This is a genomic window from Ureibacillus thermosphaericus (genome assembly GCF_002370195.2).
Lineage (GTDB): Bacteria > Bacillota > Bacilli > Bacillales_A > Planococcaceae > Ureibacillus > Ureibacillus thermosphaericus.
The window spans coordinates 1172581-1192845 of record NZ_AP018335.1 but is presented as its reverse complement, the minus strand read 5'-3'; the positions used below and the strand labels follow the sequence as shown (position 1 = coordinate 1192845).

21 protein-coding genes are annotated in these 20265 nt (G+C 37.7%); all 21 read right to left on the bottom strand.

Annotation, left to right across the window (positions count from 1 at the left end):
- Positions 1-10: 10 nt before the first annotated feature.
- Positions 11-964: a stage II sporulation protein D gene (spoIID, locus tag UtA1_RS05795; RefSeq protein ID WP_096550338.1), complete on the bottom strand. Its 954-nt coding sequence runs from the start codon at positions 962-964 to the stop codon at positions 11-13.
- Between the two features lie 1107 nt (positions 965-2071).
- Positions 2072-3388, bottom strand: a complete 1317-nt coding sequence (gene murA / locus UtA1_RS05790; RefSeq protein ID WP_096550337.1) for a UDP-N-acetylglucosamine 1-carboxyvinyltransferase — start codon at positions 3386-3388, stop codon at positions 2072-2074.
- 371 nt (positions 3389-3759) lie between these two features.
- The gene (locus tag UtA1_RS05785) at positions 3760-4005 is read right to left on the bottom strand and encodes a DUF1146 family protein (protein WP_096550336.1); all 246 of its coding nucleotides are present in this window, start codon (positions 4003-4005) and stop codon (positions 3760-3762) included.
- 134 nt (positions 4006-4139) lie between these two features.
- Positions 4140-4289, bottom strand: coding sequence for a hypothetical protein (locus tag UtA1_RS17065; protein ID WP_172597782.1), 150 nt, complete (start codon positions 4287-4289; stop codon positions 4140-4142).
- Between the two features lie 458 nt (positions 4290-4747).
- Positions 4748-5155: a F0F1 ATP synthase subunit epsilon gene (locus UtA1_RS05775; RefSeq protein ID WP_016837233.1), complete on the bottom strand. Its 408-nt coding sequence runs from the start codon at positions 5153-5155 to the stop codon at positions 4748-4750.
- Between the two features lie 25 nt (positions 5156-5180).
- The gene (atpD, locus tag UtA1_RS05770; protein ID WP_096550335.1) at positions 5181-6596 is read right to left on the bottom strand and encodes a F0F1 ATP synthase subunit beta; all 1416 of its coding nucleotides are present in this window, start codon (positions 6594-6596) and stop codon (positions 5181-5183) included.
- Between the two features lie 47 nt (positions 6597-6643).
- Positions 6644-7510: an ATP synthase F1 subunit gamma gene (gene atpG / locus UtA1_RS05765; RefSeq protein WP_016837235.1), complete on the bottom strand. Its 867-nt coding sequence runs from the start codon at positions 7508-7510 to the stop codon at positions 6644-6646.
- A gap of 79 nt (positions 7511-7589) precedes the next feature.
- Positions 7590-9101, bottom strand: coding sequence for a F0F1 ATP synthase subunit alpha (atpA, locus tag UtA1_RS05760; protein ID WP_016837236.1), 1512 nt, complete (start codon positions 9099-9101; stop codon positions 7590-7592).
- Between the two features lie 20 nt (positions 9102-9121).
- Complete coding sequence (locus UtA1_RS05755; protein WP_016837237.1) at positions 9122-9664, bottom strand: F0F1 ATP synthase subunit delta; 543 nt, start codon at positions 9662-9664, stop codon at positions 9122-9124.
- The gene (gene atpF / locus UtA1_RS05750) at positions 9661-10221 is read right to left on the bottom strand and encodes a F0F1 ATP synthase subunit B (protein ID WP_016837238.1); all 561 of its coding nucleotides are present in this window, start codon (positions 10219-10221) and stop codon (positions 9661-9663) included. Before atpF ends, UtA1_RS05755 begins: the two co-directional genes overlap by 4 nt.
- Positions 10222-10410: 189 nt before the next feature.
- Positions 10411-10623 (bottom strand): F0F1 ATP synthase subunit C, encoded by a 213-nt coding sequence (atpE, locus tag UtA1_RS05745; protein WP_016837239.1) that lies wholly within the window; start codon positions 10621-10623, stop codon positions 10411-10413.
- Positions 10624-10706: 83 nt separating this feature from the next.
- Positions 10707-11432, bottom strand: coding sequence for a F0F1 ATP synthase subunit A (atpB, locus tag UtA1_RS05740; protein WP_096550334.1), 726 nt, complete (start codon positions 11430-11432; stop codon positions 10707-10709).
- A gap of 29 nt (positions 11433-11461) precedes the next feature.
- Positions 11462-11836 carry an ATP synthase subunit I gene (locus tag UtA1_RS05735; protein ID WP_096550333.1) on the bottom strand — a complete coding sequence of 125 codons (375 nt, stop codon included), beginning with the start codon at positions 11834-11836 and terminating at the stop codon, positions 11462-11464.
- Between the two features lie 455 nt (positions 11837-12291).
- Positions 12292-13416: a non-hydrolyzing UDP-N-acetylglucosamine 2-epimerase gene (wecB, locus tag UtA1_RS05730; RefSeq protein ID WP_096550332.1), complete on the bottom strand. Its 1125-nt coding sequence runs from the start codon at positions 13414-13416 to the stop codon at positions 12292-12294.
- Positions 13417-13492: 76 nt separating this feature from the next.
- The gene (gene upp, locus UtA1_RS05725; RefSeq protein WP_016837243.1) at positions 13493-14122 is read right to left on the bottom strand and encodes a uracil phosphoribosyltransferase; all 630 of its coding nucleotides are present in this window, start codon (positions 14120-14122) and stop codon (positions 13493-13495) included.
- Between the two features lie 1156 nt (positions 14123-15278).
- The gene (glyA, locus tag UtA1_RS05720) at positions 15279-16541 is read right to left on the bottom strand and encodes a serine hydroxymethyltransferase (RefSeq protein ID WP_016837245.1); all 1263 of its coding nucleotides are present in this window, start codon (positions 16539-16541) and stop codon (positions 15279-15281) included.
- 217 nt (positions 16542-16758) lie between these two features.
- Positions 16759-17325, bottom strand: a complete 567-nt coding sequence (locus UtA1_RS05715; RefSeq protein WP_096550330.1) for a TIGR01440 family protein — start codon at positions 17323-17325, stop codon at positions 16759-16761.
- Positions 17326-17333: 8 nt separating this feature from the next.
- Entirely contained in the window at positions 17334-17771 is a 438-nt protein-coding gene (gene rpiB, locus UtA1_RS05710) for a ribose 5-phosphate isomerase B (protein WP_096550329.1), read from the bottom strand.
- A gap of 471 nt (positions 17772-18242) precedes the next feature.
- Positions 18243-18335, bottom strand: coding sequence for a hypothetical protein (locus tag UtA1_RS18030; protein WP_408647336.1), 93 nt, complete (start codon positions 18333-18335; stop codon positions 18243-18245).
- A 178-nt stretch (positions 18336-18513) separates the two neighbouring features.
- The gene (locus tag UtA1_RS05700; protein ID WP_096550328.1) at positions 18514-19809 is read right to left on the bottom strand and encodes a methyl-accepting chemotaxis protein; all 1296 of its coding nucleotides are present in this window, start codon (positions 19807-19809) and stop codon (positions 18514-18516) included.
- Complete coding sequence (locus tag UtA1_RS05695) at positions 19793-20257, bottom strand: low molecular weight protein arginine phosphatase (RefSeq protein ID WP_016837252.1); 465 nt, start codon at positions 20255-20257, stop codon at positions 19793-19795. The genes UtA1_RS05700 and UtA1_RS05695 overlap by 17 nt, the downstream gene beginning before the upstream one ends.
- Positions 20258-20265 lie beyond the last annotated feature (8 nt).

The following is a 20265-nucleotide window of genomic DNA, read 5'->3' as shown; positions in this document are numbered from 1 at the left end:
TTAAATGCTTTTATTTTTTACACATCATTTTTTCAATGGTTGTGCCTTTGTAATAATGTGAAAGAATTTCATGAGCTGATCTTCCTTGTTTAGCCATCGCATCAGCTCCATATTGGCTCATACCAACACCATGTCCGTAGCCTTCTGCTGTGATTTCAATTTTGTCATTCACAACTTGTATAGTGAAATCTGTTGAGCGTAAATCAAGCAATGTTCGAAAATCACGACCTGTCCATTCTTTATTGCCAGCAATTACTTTTTCTACCCTCCCAGTATTGTTTTGTTTCGTACGGATTTTTTTAATATCATCGAGCGTCATGTTGACCTTTAATAGTTTATTCCATTCTGCTAAAGTGAGCGTTTTTTTCGAAACATAGTTTTCTGCATGAAAGTCCGCACTAGCCACTGATTGAAGATATGGTAAGTCGACCCCACTGTAATTTAGGGAGCTTTCTGTTCTGCCGTTACTCATTGAATGAAACATCGCAGTAATAAGTTCCCCGTCATATTTCAGTACTTCTCCTCTAGTGCTTTCTACCGCTTGTCTAATTTTTTGCTCGTATTCATCAAAAGTTGATTGCCAGTTTGCTTTTCTCGTATCTTCATCATAAAATACTTGTCTTAAAACAGTCGGTTCGATTTCCGTTTGGCCATTGTTTGTTGATTTTAGCACGTAGGTTCTTGCGGCAATCGCTTGAGCTTTTAACGCTTCAGGATGAAAGTTTGCCGGCATTTCCGCTGCAACCACACCAACGACATATTCTTCTAGAGGAATAGGATCCTTTTGTCCTGTGATGCGAATATAAATATTGCATTCTTCTTCTGCAACTACTAATGGCCATGACGCTTCTTTTAAAGTTTTGTTTGAGTTTTTGAATAAAAACGGCAAGAAAAATAAAGCTAAAATAAATAGTGCAATCGAGAAAATAGGGATTAGATTTTTGTGATTTTTTAATGGTTTCATACATATTACTTATGATTTGAAATGAGGAAATATATCTTTTTTATAGAAGATTTTTGGATGGGAATTTTCATTTGGTTGGAAGAAGTGGTATTGCTTTAAAGTTGGCGTATTTCTTAACCAATTTTTTGTATTTGGAAAGCACATTAGGTTTATTTGGCTAGTATCTAATTACTTTGGAAGAGAATCTTTCGTATGGCTATTATTTTTGCTCACTTGACTATTATTCTGTTTGATTTGGCTATTATCTTCCTAAGTTTGACTATTATCGGATTTCTCATGTAGAGATTTTTTTCGTATGGCTATTATTTTCTTTGAGTTGACTATTATCCTGTCGGGTTTGGCTATTATCTTCCCGAATTTGACTATTATCCGATTTTTCAGCAAGCGATTTTTTCGAATGGCTATTATTTTTGCTGACTTGACTATTATTCTATCGGGTTTGGCTATTATCTGCTCCTGTTTGACTATTATCCGATTTTTCAGGAAGCGATTTTTTTCGAATGGCTATTATTTTCGGGGACTTGACTATTATCCTGTCGGGTTTGGCTATTATCTTCCCGAATTTGACTATTATCTAATGTCTCTGGAAGGAATTTTTTTCGTGTGGCTATTATTTTCGGGGACTTGACTATTATCCTGTCGGGTTTGGCTATTATCTTCCCGAATTTGACTATTATCTAATGTCTCTGGAAGGAATTTTTTTCGTATGGCTATTATTTTCGGGGACTTGACTATTATCCTGTCGGGTTTGGCTATTATCTGATCCTGTTTGACTATTATCCGATTTTTCAGGAAGCGATTTTTTTCGAATGGCTATTATTTTCTATGGGTTGGCTATTATCTTGTCAGGTTTGACTATTATCTTCCCGAATTTGACTATTATCCAATATATAAGGATTATTTTCACAAATTTAACGAATAACTCCTCCATTCACTATCTTGTCTTTCAAGAAGCAAATAACCCTTTCTGCTTATTAAATGAAAGACAAAAATAAAACGACAAAACCTCACCCACAAGATTTTGTCGTTCTTTCCACGATTGATGGGAATAAATTAAACACACCTAACATATTGTGCAATAGAAAAATAGATTGCCCTTAAAATCACTTACACATTTAACGTAGTTTCCGTCGTAACAATTGGTTTCTCTTCAATTGTATTGCTAGAAACGCGTTCAATATTTGCTCCAAGCGCACGCAATTTCTTTTCGAAGTCGACATATCCCCGATCCAAATGATGCAGTTTCGTTACGCGAGTGACTCCTTCTGAAGCTAACCCAGCTAAAATCAATGCTGCAGCTGCACGCAGGTCTGTTGCTGCAACCTCTGCACCTTGCAATTTCACTGGTCCTTCGACAAATGTTGAACGGCCTTCAATTTTCAACGACGCATTCATGCGACGAAACTCTTCAACATGCATAAAGCGATTTTCAAAAACCGTTTCCGTAATGATACTCGTTCCTTGAGCTGTTAACATTAACGCCATCATTTGGGCTTGCATATCTGTAGGGAATCCTGGATATGGCATCGTTTTCACATCAACTGCTTTTAACGGTTCAGATGCACATACTCGTAGTCCATTTCCTTCTTCCGTAATCTTCACGCCCATTTCACTCATTTTTGCAATTAAAGCTGTCAAATGTTCAGGAATCACGTTTTCTATTAAAATATCACCACGAGTAATTGCTGCAGCTACCATAAAAGTCCCTGCCTCAATTCGGTCTGGAATTACATGATGAATTGTTCCGTGCAGTTCATCCACACCTTCAATGCGGATTGTGTCAGTTCCTGCTCCTGTGACACGACCGCCCATTTTGTTGATGAAATTTGCTAAATCGACAATTTCCGGTTCTTTTGCTGCATTTTCAATAATTGTTGTTCCTTCAGCTAAAGCAGCAGCCGTCATGATATTTTCTGTTGCTCCCACACTTGGAAAATCTAAATAAATATTCGCACCTTTTAAACGGTTTTCCACTTTTGCTTCCACATACCCATGACCGAAGGAAATTTTTGCTCCCATGGCTTCAAAACCTTTTAAATGCAATTCAATTGGCCGGGAACCAATTGCACAGCCACCAGGCATTGCAACACGAGCATATCCATTTCGAGCCAATAGAGATCCCATCACTAAAATTGAGGCGCGCATTTTGCTAACATAGTCAAAGGGAGCTTCACTTAACAATTTCTTTTCAGCATTTATATGAAATTCATTATTTTCAACATCATATTTTACTTCAGCATTTAAACTTTTTAATACTTCATTTATGGTATGAACATCCACTAAGTTCGGGACGTCTTTTATAACACTAGTATTCTTAGAAGCTAGCAACGAAGCAGTTAAAATTGGCAATACGGCATTTTTTGCCCCTTCTATTTTAACTTTTCCTTGTAATCTTCGGCCTCCTGTAACAATCATTTTATCCACAAATCGTCCCTCCGAATCCATTCTCCAATGATGTTTATCACAATCAATCAATAAAAAAACAAACCATATTCATAGTAATGCTTAAATCAAATATTTACAAGTGACTAAAAATACTAATTTCAGATATTTTTCATCATATATCTACAATAATATATTACGCACAACAGGGATTGATGGTGAATTTTTACGAAATATTAAATTTTGTATACTTTTCCAACTTTTTATGTCATTTTTGTCTCAAAATTATCTACATGATTGCCCAGGAAATAACACGTATATGTATTGTAACGACAAAGGAGTCATAAATTGTCATTTGCCCTTACAAACCATATAAATAACAGAAGGGAACTGTTATGCAAAATAAAAGTACATTACGAAAAAATAAACGGTAATTGTTTTGATAAACCTGTAAAATCAAGGACAAACTTTGATACACTGTATCCTAAAACAATGCTTAACAATATATACATGAGTTGAATTTGAAAAGTCTTGCCCTTTTTAAACACGACATCTAATCGAATAGATTGCAATGCATAGAATGCTATACAAATAAATAGAATATGAGAAATTAATCCAATTGCAGCTTGAATTCCAATAGTTTGATAAATATTATTCATATGCACGTCTCCTCAAACAGGATAGTCAAATTGAAATGATGTTTCTTCAAAGAAGGATCTAACAATCGAGTAGGAGGGAGCGATTAACTCCCGTCCTCTCATACCACCGTACGTACGGTTCCGTATACGGCGGTTCAATTAAGATGATTGACGCAAGTCTTTATATAACTTCCGTGAATAGCTGTTCTCTTTATGCCAGTGGTCACTCCACCCTCCAAGAGGTCCCCCACGGGATTCACCGCTTCCTTCCTCAAGTGAGGTACTACGTTTTCTGTGTTCATCATGACTCACTGAATGCCAAGGGCTATTCTCTCTTAATTGTTCGGTCCTTCTTAGTAATTCTAAACCAACTAATACTATGACCTCTGCTGACTTCTGACGGTTCAGCTACTTATCACTAAGTAGGTTATGAAGCGTACTTCACATATCCGCCAGACCTCCCCGGGTAAGAATGTAATCTTTCCTTCCATCTATCTGCTTCATTTACTCTGTACCACCTTTGGCAGAAAGGACTTTGTTTTGTTTAGCAAACTCATCCAATGATACCTAGCCTTATATGAAGTTCGTGTTCCTCAGACCGGAAGTTTGCCTCCAGCTTCCTTCAGATTCCGCGTCACCACGGACACCCTTGCGTTAAGCTAACTGTTACTTCTGCCTTCACAGTTCGGGACTTACACCCTATAGATTACACCCATGCCAGGCGCACTATTAAAAGCGGACAGTTAAACTGCCCGCTTATTCATTAAATTCTACCCTCATAAACGTTGATACGATTGATCGCACGTTTCAAAGCTAATTCTGCCCGTTTAAAATCAATGTCATCGGACTTACTTTGTAAACGTTCTTCTGCTCTTTTCTTTGCTGCTTGAGCGCGAGCAAGATCAATGTTCTCAGCAACTTCAGCTGAAGGTGCCAGAATCGAGATTTTATCTGGACGAACTTCAATAAAGCCACCGCTAACGGCTACTGCTTTTTGTGAACCGTCTGCTAACTTTAGTTTTACCGCACTGATTTCAAGCGGTGCCACTAAAGGAATATGACCTGGAAGAATACCGATATCCCCAGAAACTGTTTTAGCAATGACCATTGCGATTTCTGAATCGTATACTGGGCCGTCCGGAGTGACAATATTGACTTGAACTGTCTTCATTTTTTTTCCTCCTCCGTCCGTAACATTATACCTCTACGCCCATTGCTTTAGCTCTTTCGATTACGTCTTCAATGCTTCCTACTAAACGGAATGCATCTTCTGGTAAATGGTCATATTTACCTTCTAAGATTTCTTTGAAGCTGCGCACTGTGTCTTTTACAGGAACGTATGAACCTGGTTGACCAGTGAATTGCTCAGCAACGTGGAAGTTTTGTGATAAGAAGAATTGAATGCGACGTGCACGTTCAACTGTTTTCTTATCTTCTTCTGATAATTCATCCATACCTAAGATTGCGATGATGTCTTGTAATTCACGATAACGTTGTAATGTTTGTTGTACACCGCGAGCTACTTGATAGTGTTCTTCACCAACGATTTCTGGTGATAACGCACGAGAAGTAGATGCTAGTGGGTCCACCGCAGGGTAAATACCCATCTCAGATAATTTACGTTCAAGGTTTGTTGTAGAGTCTAAGTGAGCGAATGTTGTAGCTGGAGCCGGGTCAGTATAGTCGTCGGCTGGTACATAAATCGCTTGAATAGATGTAATAGACCCTTTATTTGTAGATGTGATACGTTCTTGTAAGTTACCCATTTCTGTAGCAAGTGTTGGTTGGTAACCAACGGCTGATGGCATACGACCAAGTAGGGCTGATACTTCCGAACCTGCTTGCGTGAAGCGGAAGATGTTGTCGATGAATAAAAGTACGTCTTGACCTTGTTCATCACGGAAGTATTCTGCCATTGTTAAACCTGTTAGGGCAACGCGCATACGTGCACCAGGTGGTTCGTTCATTTGTCCGAATACCATGGCAGTTTTACTAATAACTCCGGAATCGCTCATTTCATGATATAAGTCGTTACCTTCACGAGTACGTTCACCTACACCAGCGAATACAGAGATACCACCGTGTTCTTGTGCGATGTTGTGAATTAATTCTTGGATAAGTACCGTTTTACCTACTCCGGCACCACCGAATAGACCTACTTTACCACCTTTAATATAAGGAGCTAATAAGTCAACTACTTTAATACCTGTTTCAAGAATTTCTACTTTTGTAGATAATTCTTCAAATGTTGGAGCTTCGCGGTGAATTGGATCACGACGAGCTTCTCCTGGAATATCTTCTTTTTCGTCAATTGGTTCACCAAGAACGTTGAATACGCGTCCTAGTGTTACTTCACCAACTGGAACAGAGATTGGTGCATTCGTATTTGTTACTTCCGCGCCACGTTGAAGACCGTCTGTAGAGGCCATGGCAATTGTGCGGACAGAGTCGTCACCAAGATGTAATGCTACTTCTAATGTCAAAGTAACAGTATCTTCACCAGGACGATTGATGTTAACTGTTAAAGCATCGTAGATATTTGGTAATTGTCCGTTCGGGAATTTTACGTCAACGACTGGACCCATTACCTGAAGAACATGTCCTTTGTTCATTCCTGTGTACCCTCCTATCGTACATTTATACGCAACAAGAAGCTAGCCTATTGGATGGCTTCTGCTCCACTAACAATTTCAGTAATTTCTTGTGTAATCGATGCTTGACGAGCACGGTTGTATTCAAGTGTAAGTGTTTTAATAAGTTCATTCGCATTATCTGTCGCTGTTTTCATGGCAGTCATACGTGCAGCATGTTCACTTGCTTTCGCATCAAGTAGAGCACCATAAATTAAGCTTTCAGCATATTGAGGGAGCAATACTTCTAGAATTGCTTCCGCATTTGGTTCGAATTCATACGATGCTTGAAGCCCTTCTGTTGCAGGCGCTAAATCCGTAATTGGTAATACTTTTTTCTCTGTCACTACTTGTGAAATAACGCTCACGTAGTGGTTATAGTACATATAAAGTTCATCATATGTACCATCAGCGAACATACCAACAGCTTTTCGTGCGATTTGTTTAATTTGGGAGAATGATGGTTGGTCAGGAAGGCCGACAACGCTATCAACAACATTTAAGCCACGCTTTTTAAAATAATCTGTAGGTACACGCCCTATTGATAAAATGACATACTCGTCTTTTGATTTATGACGTTCTTCTATCGTACGTGATAATTCACGAATTACGTTCGCATTATAAGCTCCAGCTAATCCACGATCGGAACCAATAATGATATAACCCGTCTTCTTAACAGGGCGAGCTGTCAACATTGGGTGTGAGACATCTGATGCGCCGCTAGCAATCGATGCAACAACGTCTTGCACTTTTTCCATATAAGGAACGTAAGCTTTTGCATTTTCTTCCGCTTTTGATCTTTTAGAAGCGGACACCATTTGCATCGCTTTTGTAATATGCCCTGTTTTACGCGTTGAGTTGATTCGGTTTTTAATATCGCGCAAACTTCTTGCCACTGGTATTTCACCACCTTTTCATTTTAGTCATCATTCGTGCTACGAATCAGCAGAAGATCTTTCAGCAAAGCTGAAAGAATCATTCTTCTGATTTAGCAAATTGGTTTTTGAATTCTGTAAGAGCTGCTTTGAAGTCTTCGTCTGATGGTAAATCTTTTGTAGTACGAATATGTTCTAAAATGTGAGTGTGGTTTACATCTAACCAGCTGTACAACTCATTTTCGAAACGACGGATATCTTTTACTGGAATATCATCTAAGTAACCGCGAGTTAGAGCGTAAATGATTACAACTTGATATTCTACTTTAATTGGTTTGTTTAAGTCTTGTTTTAACACTTCAACTGTACGCTTACCACGTTCAAGTTTTGCAAGTGTCGCTTTATCTAAATCTGAACCGAATTGAGCGAATGCTTCAAGTTCACGGTACGCAGCTAAGTCAAGACGCAATGTACCAGCAACTTTTTTCATCGCTTTGATTTGCGCAGCACCACCTACACGGGATACGGATAAACCGGCGTTGATCGCTGGACGTACACCTGAGTGGAATAGGTCAGATTGTAAGAAAATTTGTCCGTCTGTGATTGAGATTACGTTTGTTGGGATGTAAGCAGAAATATCCCCAGCTTGTGTTTCAACGAATGGAAGAGCTGTAATAGAACCTGCACCCATTGCGTCACTTAATTTCGCAGCACGTTCGAGTAAACGGCTGTGTAAGTAGAATACGTCACCTGGGTAAGCTTCACGACCTGGTGGACGACGTAATAACAATGAAAGCTCACGGTAAGCTGCTGCTTGTTTAGAAAGATCATCGTACACAATTAAAACGTGTTTACCTTGTAACATGAAGTGCTCAGCCATTGAAACCCCAGCATATGGTGCTAAGTATAATAATGGTGCTGGTTGAGAAGCTGATGCTGTGATAACGATTGAATAATCTAACGCACCGTTTTTACGAAGCGTTTCAACAACCGTACGAACTGTAGATTCTTTCTGACCGATTGCAACGTAAATACAAATCATGTTTTGGTCAGCTTGGTTTAAGATTGTATCGATTGCGATAGATGTTTTACCTGTTTGACGGTCACCAATGATTAACTCACGTTGACCACGGCCGATTGGTACTAATGCGTCAATCGCTTTAATACCTGTTTGCAATGGTTCGTGTACAGATTTACGAGCCATAACCCCGAAAGCTGGGCTTTCGATTGGACGAGTTTTTGTTGTATTGATAGGTCCTTTTCCATCCACTGGCATACCAAGTGGGTTTACTACACGACCGATTAATTCTTCACCAACTGGAACTTCCATGATACGACCTGTGCGACGAACTGTATCGCCTTCTTTGATGCCAAGGTAGTTACCTAGAATAACGATACCGACGTTGCCTTCTTCTAGGTTTTGTGCCATACCCATTACACCATTTTCGAACTCAAGAAGTTCTCCTGCCATACAGTTGTCGAGGCCATGAGCGCGTGCGATACCGTCACCAACAGTGATTACAGTACCAACTTCATTTACTTCTAATTCAGATTGGTAGTTTTCAATCTGCTTTCTTAACAGAGCGCTGATTTCTTCAGCCTTGATGCTCATGAATGTCACCTCTCACTTTTCTATTTATTAACGACTAACGTGCGTCTGAGACTATCTAATTTATTCGCTACAGTGTTATCGAAAATCATGTTTCCAATTTGAACTCGAACTCCACCAATCACTGATGGTTCAATCACATTCGTAATGTTCAATGACTCTTTGCCAACTAATTTTGCGAAAGAAGTAGAAATGTCTTTTTTCTCTTCTTCTGTTAGTTCGCGTGTTGAGTATACTGTAGCTTCCGCAGTGCCTTGAGCGTCAGCTGCTAATGTTTTAAATGCTTCTGCAATATTCACTAATTCATTGATACGTTTTTTATCAATTAATAATTTGATTGTATTTAGTAAGATTGAATTCGCTTCCTTGAAAAGTTCGGAAACGATTTCCTTTTTTCGTTCAGAAGAAAACTTTGGATTCGTCAATAATGAAATGAAATCACGATTTGCACTTACGACTTTTGTCATTTCTTGAAGTTCTTGATTCACTTCATCGACGATATTTTGTTTTTGTGCTACAGAAAAAAGTGCTTCGGCATAGCGATTAGCTACAGTAGATTTACTCATTTCGCTTCGCCTGCCTTAGCAATCGTTTCTTTAATTAGTGCACTGTTATCTTCTTCAGAAATTTCTTTTTCAAGCACTTTAGATGCTGCAAGAACTGAAAGTGAAACCACTTCTTCACGCAATGAAGCGATCGCTTTTTCTTTTTCTGTTTCGATTTCACGAACAGCAGATTCTTTTAAGCGATTTGCTTCTTGACGAGCTGTTTCAACGATTTCATCACGCTGTGCTTCAGCTTGCTTTTTCGCGCTTTCAATAATTTTTTGTGCTTCTGTGCGAGCTTCTTTTAATAATGCTTTTTGCTCTTCTAAAGCTTTTGCAGCTTCTTTGCGAGCATTTTCAGCCGCGTCGATTTCACTTGCAACTAATTCCTCACGTTGTTTCATGATGCCCATTAATGGACCCCATGCAAATTTCTTTAATAATGCCATTAATACGAGGAAGATTACTAATGTTGCAAGAATATCTCCAAGGTTAACTACTTCAGCAACATCTGAACCTAATACTAGATATTCAAAATTCACGATTGTTTCACTCCCTTCAAGAGCTTCAAATTCCATTTAGTCTGCCCTACTTCAGTTCATTTCCAATCGAAAATTTGAAGAGAGCCTTTTATTTTCAAATCTATTGTTTGTGATTTAAAATTGTTTCTAACAGTCATTTTTATAAAAAATGGTTGCAGTTAAACCTTTAAATAAAAGGAATGGCGAAGTTTCTTATACAAATCATCCTTCGCCACACGGAACCAATTATCGGTTCATTACGATGAACGCAACTACTACAGCGATGATCGGTAAGGCTTCTACTAACGCTACCCCGATGAACATTGTAGTTTGAAGAACGCCACGTGCTTCTGGTTGACGTGCAATTCCTTCTACTGTACGAGATACGATTAAACCGTTACCAATACCTGCACCTAGTGCTGCTAAACCAATTGCAATTGCTGCTGCTAATAAACCCATCTTAATATTTCCTCCTTGGAATTATTTTTTATTTTTTTGAGATGAAATGCATAATGTGAAGATTACACTATGACTTTATAAAATTAATGGTCTTCACTCACTTTGTGTGAAATATAAACCATTGTTAACATTGTAAATACGAAGGCTTGGATAAAGCCGATAAAGATTGAGAATCCTAACCATGCCATTGTTGGGATAATGGCACCGATAAAGCCGAATATTGTTGAGCTAGCTAGTCCAGCAAGTAGACCTAAAAGAATCTCACCTGCATAGATGTTACCGTAAAGACGCAAACCAAGTGTTAACGTGTTTGCAAACTCTTCGATTATTTTTAATGGTAATAAGAATGCTTTTGGCTGAACAAAAGTTTTAGCATAGTGTCCTAAGCCATGCAACTTAATACCATAGAATGTTGCAAGTACTGTTACCATTGATGCTAACGTTAATGTTACTACAGGATCTGCAGTTGGTGATTTCCACCATAAATCACCATGAATATAAATACCTGAGAATGGTAGACCTAAAAGGTTCGCAACTGCAATAAACATAATAAGCGTGATTCCTAGAACGTGGAATCGACCACCTGTTTTCCAGTCCATGTTGCTTTTGATAATCCCTTTTACAAAGTCCATTACCCATTCCATGAAGTTTTGCATTCCCGTCGGCTTCAACTTTAAGTTTCTCGTTGAGATGAACGCGATGATAAATACAATAGTCGCTGTAACTAACAAAGTTAAGATTGTAGCCAAGTTGAATGTAATTGGAATATTTCCTAAATGCAGAGTATACTCCGGTGCTCCATGTTCCATTTCTTGCACTCACCTCACTTTCAAATGACCTATTTTCTAGTTTTGAGTAAACTGATGAAGGCCTCGATAAAGAGGAAAATATAAGGAATCATTAGCCCGATGACTGAGCTAACAACATTGAAGTATTTTGGCAACGCGATCGGTATTGCTACTGCAGCTACTGCAGAGGCAAAGCGTAAACCTGAACCAAGAGACACTGTTCGTTTTCCCTCTTGATAGGAACGGTCAAACTTGTCCATTCTTCGAACAAGAATCCAAAAGTTGTAAGTACCAAAGAGCGCACCAATCCCCATTCCCGAGAAAATCGTCGGATATGGCGTAAAAAACCATCCTATTATACATAGGGCAAGCAAAAAAAATAAAGCTTTTTTCTGCTTAATAAAAATTTGGTGCAAATCCAACATTGGTTCAATCTCCTGAATCCTTTTTATTCGCCGTGCCTATTGAGTTATACAAGAGTTTAGTGTCAAGTGGAAACAAATTTTACATATTTTCTCTGAGGGCAAAATTTTTTACCGCTATGTATTTTTCCCTTTTTATTACTCTTGTATTCAGACTCTTCCAACGTTGCAAAATTTCATTCTTTGTTTCCACTGTTTGCATAGTAGAAACTTGATATTACAAGGGTTTGAAAATCATTTTGTAATAGAATCCCCTTAATATTCATACACTTTGTAAGCATACAATAGGGGCTTTTTGATGTCAATTAGTTTTAGTGAAAATCTTCACAGCGAACTTACTTTGTCAAAATATTGACAAATTTCCAACAGAGAATCTATTTTAGACGATTTTTATTGTTACAAAATTTAATTTTCACAATATTTTCTACTTATTTAATAGAATCGAATTTCATGTAAAATTATTGTTTCTTCTCAAGGAAATATGTTAATAGCGCATCAACAATTCGACGAGATGCGAAGCCGTCACCATATGGATTGGATGCTTTCGCCATTTTCTCATATGCATTTTGATCTTCTAACAATTCCTTCGCTAAATGATAGATAGTTTCTTCATTTGTTCCAGCAAGTTTTAATGTCCCCGCTTCAATGCCTTCTGGACGCTCTGTTGTATCACGCAATACTAGTACAGGTTTTCCTAATGATGGTGCTTCTTCTTGCACGCCTCCTGAATCCGTTAAAATCATATACGAGCGGGCAGCAAAATTATGGAAGTCAAATACTTCAAGCGGTTCGATTAAATGAATTCTCGGATCATCACCTAAAATTTCATTTGCTACTTCTCTTACAGCTGGATTTAAATGAACTGGATATACTACTTGCACATCTTCATGTTCTTGAAGCAAGCGTTTGATTGCTCGGAACATGTGACGCATCGGTTCTCCTAAATTTTCACGTCGATGTGCTGTTAAGAGAATCATGCGATCGTTTCCGATTTTATCTAAAATCGGATGTGTATAGTGTTCTTTCACCGTTGTTTTTAATGCATCAATAGCTGTGTTGCCTGTGACAAAAATCGTGTCGGGATTTTTGTTTTCTTTTAGCAAGTTTTGTTTAGATTGTTCAGTTGGTGCAAAATGCAAGTCGGCCATGATGCCAGTAAGTTGTCTGTTCATTTCTTCTGGATACGGTGAATATTTATTGTGAGTTCTTAATCCTGCTTCAACATGTCCAATTGCAATTTGGTTATAAAAGGCAGCAAGGCTACCTACGAAAGTTGTTGTTGTATCACCATGAACTAAAACGATGTCTGGTTTTGCTTCCTTCATGACTTGATCTAAACCTTGAAGGGCATTCACCGTCACATCGATTAACGTTTGTCGATCTTTCATGATATTCAAATCGTAGTCAGGTGTAATATCGAAAGTTTCAAGCACTTGATCAAGCATTTGTCGATGCTGTGCCGTTACTGTGACAATTGATTCGATTTCATCTTGATATTTTTTTAGCTCCAACACGACCGGTGCCATTTTGATTGCTTCAGGCCTAGTACCGAAGATGGTCATTACTTTAATTTTATTTGTCAACGGATGATACTCCCTTCTGATTGTGCAAAATTTGCAGAAAACGCCCTTCATTTTGAAGGACGCATCTATTTTCTATTTATTTCGTACCGAATAGACGGTCACCCGCGTCACCTAAACCAGGAACAATGTAGCCATGTTCATTCAATTTTTCATCTAAAGCTGCAATGAAGATGTCTACATCCGGATGAGCTTCTTGTAATACTTGTACTCCTTCCGGTGCTGCAATTAAACACATAAATTTAATGTTTACTGCTCCTCGCTTTTTCAACGCGTTAATCGCTTCTACAGCAGAACCACCAGTTGCAAGCATTGGGTCTACTACGATAAATTCACGTTCTTTTACATCTTGAGGAAGTTTTACATAGTACTCAACTGGTTTTAACGTTTCAGGATCACGGTATAATCCGATATGACCAACTTTGGCTGCAGGAATTAATTTTAATACTCCGTCAACCATTCCGATTCCCGCACGCAAAATTGGAACAAGAGCGATTTTCTTACCTGCAAGTACTTTTGTTTTTGCTCTTGTAATCGGTGTATCGATTTCAATTTCTTCTAATGGCAAATCGCGAGTGATTTCGAATGCCATTAATGTTGCTACTTCATCAACAAGTTCACGAAATTCTTTCGTACCAGTGTTTTTATCGCGAATATACGTTAACTTATGTTGGATTAGTGGATGATCAAATACATATACTCTACTCATGTAGTTCGCTCCTAACTTCCGAAAAGATTAAATTTTTATCGTCTATACGGACTAAAGGTGGATTTTATTGTTCCACATTATCCAAATCAGTATAACAAAAAACATTTCATTAGAAAACAAATAATCGATGCATTTACATAGTTGTCAATTTCTTTTAAAAGTCGAAAATGTTTTGGAAGTTTATTTATGTCCTATGTAATTTTCGCAGGTTTTCAAGTGAATTATTACAGTATTCTGTGCGATGAAGTCTGTTTCTACAAGGAATTGGGACGTGGATTTTATTGATGGCTGCTAGGGTGGTGACTATTATCCCTTCTTTTTGGAGCGATTTTTCCCCTTTGGCTATTATGTGCACAGGGTTGACTATTATCTTCCTTTGTTTGGCTATTATGCTTTTGATTTTGACTATTATCCGTTTATTCATGTAGTTATTTTTCCTCTTTGGCTATTATGTGCACAGGGTTGACTATTATCTTCCTTTGTTTGGCTATTATGCTTTTGATTTTGACTATTATCCATTTATTCATGTAGTTATTTTTCCCCTTTGGCTATTATGTGCACAGGGTTGACTATTATCTTCCTTTGTTTGGCTATTATGCTTTTGATTTTGACTATTATCCGTTTATTCATGTAGTTATTTTTCCTCTTTGGCTATTATGTTTACAGGGTTGACTATTATCTTCCTTTGTTTGGCTATTATGCTTTAAATTTTGACTATTATCCATTTATTCAAGTAGTCATTTTTCCCCTTTGGCTATTATGTGCACAGGGTTGACTATTATCTTCCTCTGGTTGGCTATTATGCTTTAAATTTTGACTATTATCCGTTTATTCATGTAGTTATTTTTCCCCTTTGGCTATTATGTGCACAGGGTTGACTATTATCTTCCTTTGTTTGGCTATTATGCTTTTGATTTTGACTATTATCCATTTATTCATGTAGTTATTTTTCCTCTTTGGCTATTATGTGCACAGGGTTGACTATTATCTTCCTTTGTTTGGCTATTATGCTTTAAATTTTGACTATTATCCGTTCATTCGAAAAGTCATTTTTCCCTTTAGCTCTTATTTTGTAAAAAGCCGTTTCTGGATTAGCTATTCTCCACTCCCTCATAAAAAAATCCCGCTCAAACAGCTTGAGCGGGCATAAGAGGAATTATTCCCCTACTACTAAGTCTTCATAAATAGGATATTTATCTGTTAAAGCTTTAACTCGTGCAAGTGCTTCCTCTTTTACAGCTTCATCTTCAGGGTTTTTCAATACTTTCGCAATGATTAAACCAACTTCTTTCGTGTCTTCTTCTTTAAAGCCACGTGTTGTAATTGCAGGTGTACCGATGCGAATACCAGAAGTAACGAATGGTTTTTCTTCATCGAATGGAATAGAGTTTTTATTTACTGTAATTTTTACTTCATCTAATAATTTTTCAGCTACTTTACCAGTAAGACCTACGGATTTAACATTTACAAGCAATAAGTGGTTGTCTGTTCCGCCTGAAACAATTTGTAATCCTTCAGAAATTAAAGTTTCCGCAAGAACTTGAGCATTTTTCTTAATTTGTTTTGCATATTCTTTGAATTCCGGTTTTAACGCTTCTCCAAATGCAACCGCTTTTGCAGCAATAACATGCATTAATGGTCCACCTTGAATTCCAGGGAATACTGCTTTATCGATTTTCTTTGCTAATTCTTCATCGTTTGTAAGTATTAACCCGCCGCGAGGACCACGTAACGTTTTATGCGTTGTTGTAGTTGTGAAGTGAGCATATGGTACAGGAGACGGATGTTCACCAGCAGCAACAAGGCCAGCGATGTGAGCCATATCCACCATGAAATAAGCGCCAACTTCATCCGCAATCTCGCGGAATTTTTTGAAATCAATTTCTCTTGGATATGCTGAAGCTCCCGCAACAATCAATTTTGGTTTATGTTCTAATGCTTTTGCACGAACATCATCATAATCAATCACATTTGTATCTTTTGTTACGCCGTATTCAACGAAATTGTATTGAACACCAGAGAAGTTTACTGGTGAACCGTGTGTTAAGTGACCACCATGAGATAAATTCATCCCTAATACTGTATCGCCAGGTTGTAAAATTGTATAATACACCGCCATGTTTGCTTGAGCGCCAGAGTGTGGTTGAACATTGGCAAATTTTGCACCGAATAGTTCTTTGGCACGCTCGCGAGCGATCTCTTCTACTACATCCACATGTTCGCATCCACCGTAATAACGTTTACCTGGATAACCTTCTGCATATTTGTTTGTTAACACTGAACCTTGTGCTTCCATTACGGCTTCAGTCACGATATTTTCAGATGCAATTAATTCAATGTTTTCTTGTTGACGTTTCTTTTCATTTAAAATTGCTTCTAAAACTGCCTTGTCCTGTGCTGCTAGTTTTTCGTAAGCCATCAAAGATCCCCCTATTGTTATGTTTTTAAAATTAAGTGGGAAAAGGTTCCACTTATTATGCAACTAGTTTAAATAGAAGTTTTCCAACTGCTCGAAACTTTAAATTATTTTAACTATTCTTTCTGATTTAAATATAAAACAAATCACAGTTATTTTCACTATTATATAGGTACATTGAGTTATCGAAAATTATTAAAAAATCTATCAATTAAAATGATTAATGGCATGTTCTTCCTTCTTGCCGTTCATAAACTGCACGGCTACCACCGATGAGCTTTGGCCGAGTTTTTGCCGTAGTAACAATCGCTTCTCCGATTTGACGTACCGATGTGCGAACAGGAACGACTACTTCTTTTAAATGCATGCCAATGAAAGTTTGTCCTATGTCTATTCCTGCATGCGCGCGAACATGTTCTACGACGACTGGATTGTTCATTTTCGTATAAGCGTATGCACTCATCGATCCTCCAGCAGTTGCAACAGGAATTACAGATACTGGCTCTAGGCCATACTTCACCGCCGCTTCGTGTTCTAATGTTAATGCGCGGTTAATGTGCTCACATCCTTGAAAAACAAGATAAATATGATGTTTCTTCGCAAATTCATCCAATGCTTCATATAGCACTTGAGCAATTTCCATAGAGCCAGCAGTTCCTATTTTAGAACCTTTTACTTCTGATGTAGAGCAGCCTACGACAAATAACTGTCCAGGCATCATTTCAACTTGCTCTTCAAACTCTTTCAATAACTGTATTATTTGATTCCGAATGGTTTCTAGAGCCATTGGACGACTCACCCTTCAAGTTCAGTAATTTTATTTACACGACGTTCATGACGACCGCCTTCAAAATCAGTATTCAACCATGTTTTTACGATTTCTCGCGCAAGACCTGGACCAATGACTCTTTCTCCCATTGCAAGTACATTTGAGTCATTGTGACATCTCGTAGCTTTGGCACTAAATACATCGTGAACTAGTGCGCATCGAACACCTTTTACTTTATTGGCAACGATGGACATACCAATTCCCGTTCCACAAATTAAAATGCCTCGGTCGTATTTTCCGCTTGCTACTCCTTCCGCCACTGGAAGAGCATAGTCTGGATAATCAACCGATTCAGATGTTTTTGGACCAAAATCTTCATATTCAATATTCATCTCGTCTAACAGATCCATGATTTCTTTGCGTAAATTCATGCCACCATGGTCTGATGAAATTGCTACTTTCACCTGTTTACCTCCTAAAGCTTATTTACCAACAGTGTACCACTAATTATAAAAGATTAACACGGATTTTCACATCCTTTTCAGCCTATTTTTTATGAAAATACGAATATTTTTTCACCAAACATAAAAAATCGTTCATTTTTTATATAAAATCTTATCATATTTTCCTCTTTGCTTAAAATTATTCGGAAATTTTCTTTACATCAAATTAAATAGTTCTTAAATCCTTCCCCATACCGCATGGATAATCTTAATTTTTATACTTTCAAGAAATTGTGTAATCTGTCGATAATATCTATAAATAGAAATCAATTCCGCCTAACACTCTTCCAAAATAAAAAACCCGAACGTCATCATTTTTCGTTCGAGTTTTGTATCAATTGCTTGTCCTACTTTAATGTCAATAAATATTCGGCCACTTCTTCTTCCTTGACGTTTGCAGTACCAGGTGGCATTGATTTTCAGCCTTTTAATCTAATCTTTTGATAATGAGAGATTATGTAAATTTGGATCAAAATCACCTGAAAAATCAATTCCGTGGCAACCGGTACAACTTGATTTTACAATCTTTTCACCCTTAGCAGTAAGAGTACTATTTATTGATTCTTCTGATGCGTTTCAGTTGATTCATTACCCACTGCATGCACTGAGTCCCAAGATTAATTCGATGATGCCCCCTTTTGCATCGTTTCTAATATATCTCCCTAGAAAAGTTCCTATAAAGATATCCCCAGTTTCATAGAAATTAGTTTGAACGATCGAATTGTTGAATGAATCTGTATAATTGCTCAGACTGTTGTTTTAATTCTTGGGAAAGTTTTTCTACTTGCTCTAAACTTACAGCTTGTTCATCTGTTGAACCTTTCACTTCCGTCGCACCAGCAGATGTTTCTTCTGCAATCGCTGCAACTTCTTGGGATTGACGAGCAGTCGTTTCAATATTTTCCATTTGTTTCTCAATTAGTTGAGAAATTTGAATAACAGCATCTGCCATACTTCGAACGCTAGTTGACATTTGCTCAACAATTGCTGTTGCTTCTGTAATTTTCGTTGATTCTTTTTTCGCGAATGTTACTTGTTCATTCATTTGTCTTACAACGACATGCACGTTTTCTTGCATCGTTTTAATTAAATCTGCAATTCCTTGTACTGCCTTCGCACTTTCATCTGCAAGATTGCGCACTTCTTCAGCTACAACAGCAAAACCTTTTCCATGCTCACCAGCTCTTGCTGCCTCAATTGATGCATTCAATGCAAGCAAGTTTGTTTGTGCGGCAATATCACCAACAAGACTAATGATATTCCCAATTTGTTCGGCATTTTTTTCCAATTGATGAATGCTCTCAAGTGCTTTTTCATTTCCTAACGTAATTTTTTGAATGCTTTCAATCAAGTTGTTAAAAGCACTCGAAGTAATTTTTAAGTTTTCGATAATTTGCAAAGATTCTTCTCTTGAGTTTAATGCTTTTCGGTTTACTTCCGAAGCCAATTGTCGTACATCTTCAATGGCTTCAACTGTTTCTTGCACCGCAATTGCAGAAGCTTCTGCCCCCGCTGAAATTTGTCCAACGGTTTCAGCAATACCCTCTGCTTTTCTCGTTGCTCTCGTTGTTTGCTCGGATAGTTCAATAATGGTTTCATTCGTTTTTTGGAAGTTTACATCAATGCTTTCAACCATTTGACGTAAGTTTTGCAACATCAGTTGGAAAGCTTCTGCCACTGAACGAATTTCGTCATGAGTTTTTGGCATTTCCACATCTTGCCCAATTTTACCTTCCGCTACTCTCGTTGCTGTTTTCTCAAGTTTTTCAAGCGGTTTCGTCAATACAACGCTACATACGGCAGCTAAAATACATGACCAAGTAATACCTAGTAAGTATGTAATAATCTCAAAGATAAGTTTGTTTGAAAATATGCTAAATTGCGAGAAAAAGTAAGGATGTAAAAAGCGGATGAATACAAAGCTTGTTGAATAAGTGACAATGGCTAAAACTCCAACAAATAGAACAAGTTTCCAGCGAATACTAAATGTTTTCTTCATCTTCTTTACCACCTCCAGTTATTTTGTTCACTAATTCCTCAATGAGTCGATTTAATTCTTCATATGTGTTTTTATATGTGTTCAAATCACCACCATAAGGATCGGATACATCCAAAGAACTATATGGTGTTACATATTCTTTAAGAGTATAAGTTTTTCCTCTTGCTTGTTCATAAAATTGTAGAATCATATCGCGGTGAGCGGCTGTCATCGTTAAAATTAAATCTGCCCATGCAATATCTTCTTCATTTACTTGTCTTGTTGTGTGATGAAATTGAATATTTTCTTGCTCTAAAACGCTTTTAGAATGTTCTGATATCTTCCCTCCTTCTAGTGCGTATATCCCTGCTGACTTCACTTGGATGCCATCGATATTTTTGTGCTTTAAGATGGCTTCTGCCATCGGACTTCTACATGTATTTCCTGTACAAACAAAATAAATATTCATGGTACACT

What these genes read in the sequence shown, in the direction of transcription:
- upp (WP_016837243.1), bottom strand. Translation starts at nt 14,122, where the DNA reads ATGAGTAGAGTATATGTATTTGATCATCCACTAATCCAACATAAGTTA.
- UtA1_RS05785 (WP_096550336.1), bottom strand. Translation starts at nt 4,005, where the DNA reads ATGAATAATATTTATCAAACTATTGGAATTCAAGCTGCAATTGGATTA.
- UtA1_RS05775 (WP_016837233.1), bottom strand. Translation starts at nt 5,155, where the DNA reads ATGAAGACAGTTCAAGTCAATATTGTCACTCCGGACGGCCCAGTATAC.
- atpE (WP_016837239.1), bottom strand. Translation starts at nt 10,623, where the DNA reads ATGGGTTTATTAGCAGCAGCAATTGCAATTGGTTTAGCAGCACTAGGT.
- atpB (WP_096550334.1), bottom strand. Translation starts at nt 11,432, where the DNA reads ATGGAACATGGAGCACCGGAGTATACTCTGCATTTAGGAAATATTCCA.
- atpF (WP_016837238.1), bottom strand. Translation starts at nt 10,221, where the DNA reads ATGGAATTTGAAGCTCTTGAAGGGAGTGAAACAATCGTGAATTTTGAA.
- UtA1_RS05735 (WP_096550333.1), bottom strand. Translation starts at nt 11,836, where the DNA reads ATGTTGGATTTGCACCAAATTTTTATTAAGCAGAAAAAAGCTTTATTT.
- UtA1_RS17065 (WP_172597782.1), bottom strand. Translation starts at nt 4,289, where the DNA reads ATGATGAACACAGAAAACGTAGTACCTCACTTGAGGAAGGAAGCGGTG.
- UtA1_RS05695 (WP_016837252.1), bottom strand. Translation starts at nt 20,257, where the DNA reads ATGAATATTTATTTTGTTTGTACAGGAAATACATGTAGAAGTCCGATG.
- spoIID (WP_096550338.1), bottom strand. Translation starts at nt 964, where the DNA reads ATGAAACCATTAAAAAATCACAAAAATCTAATCCCTATTTTCTCGATT.
- UtA1_RS05755 (WP_016837237.1), bottom strand. Translation starts at nt 9,664, where the DNA reads ATGAGTAAATCTACTGTAGCTAATCGCTATGCCGAAGCACTTTTTTCT.
- glyA (WP_016837245.1), bottom strand. Translation starts at nt 16,541, where the DNA reads ATGGCTTACGAAAAACTAGCAGCACAGGACAAGGCAGTTTTAGAAGCA.
- UtA1_RS05715 (WP_096550330.1), bottom strand. Translation starts at nt 17,325, where the DNA reads ATGGCTCTAGAAACCATTCGGAATCAAATAATACAGTTATTGAAAGAG.
- atpD (WP_096550335.1), bottom strand. Translation starts at nt 6,596, where the DNA reads ATGAACAAAGGACATGTTCTTCAGGTAATGGGTCCAGTCGTTGACGTA.
- atpA (WP_016837236.1), bottom strand. Translation starts at nt 9,101, where the DNA reads ATGAGCATCAAGGCTGAAGAAATCAGCGCTCTGTTAAGAAAGCAGATT.
- UtA1_RS05700 (WP_096550328.1), bottom strand. Translation starts at nt 19,809, where the DNA reads ATGAAGAAAACATTTAGTATTCGCTGGAAACTTGTTCTATTTGTTGGA.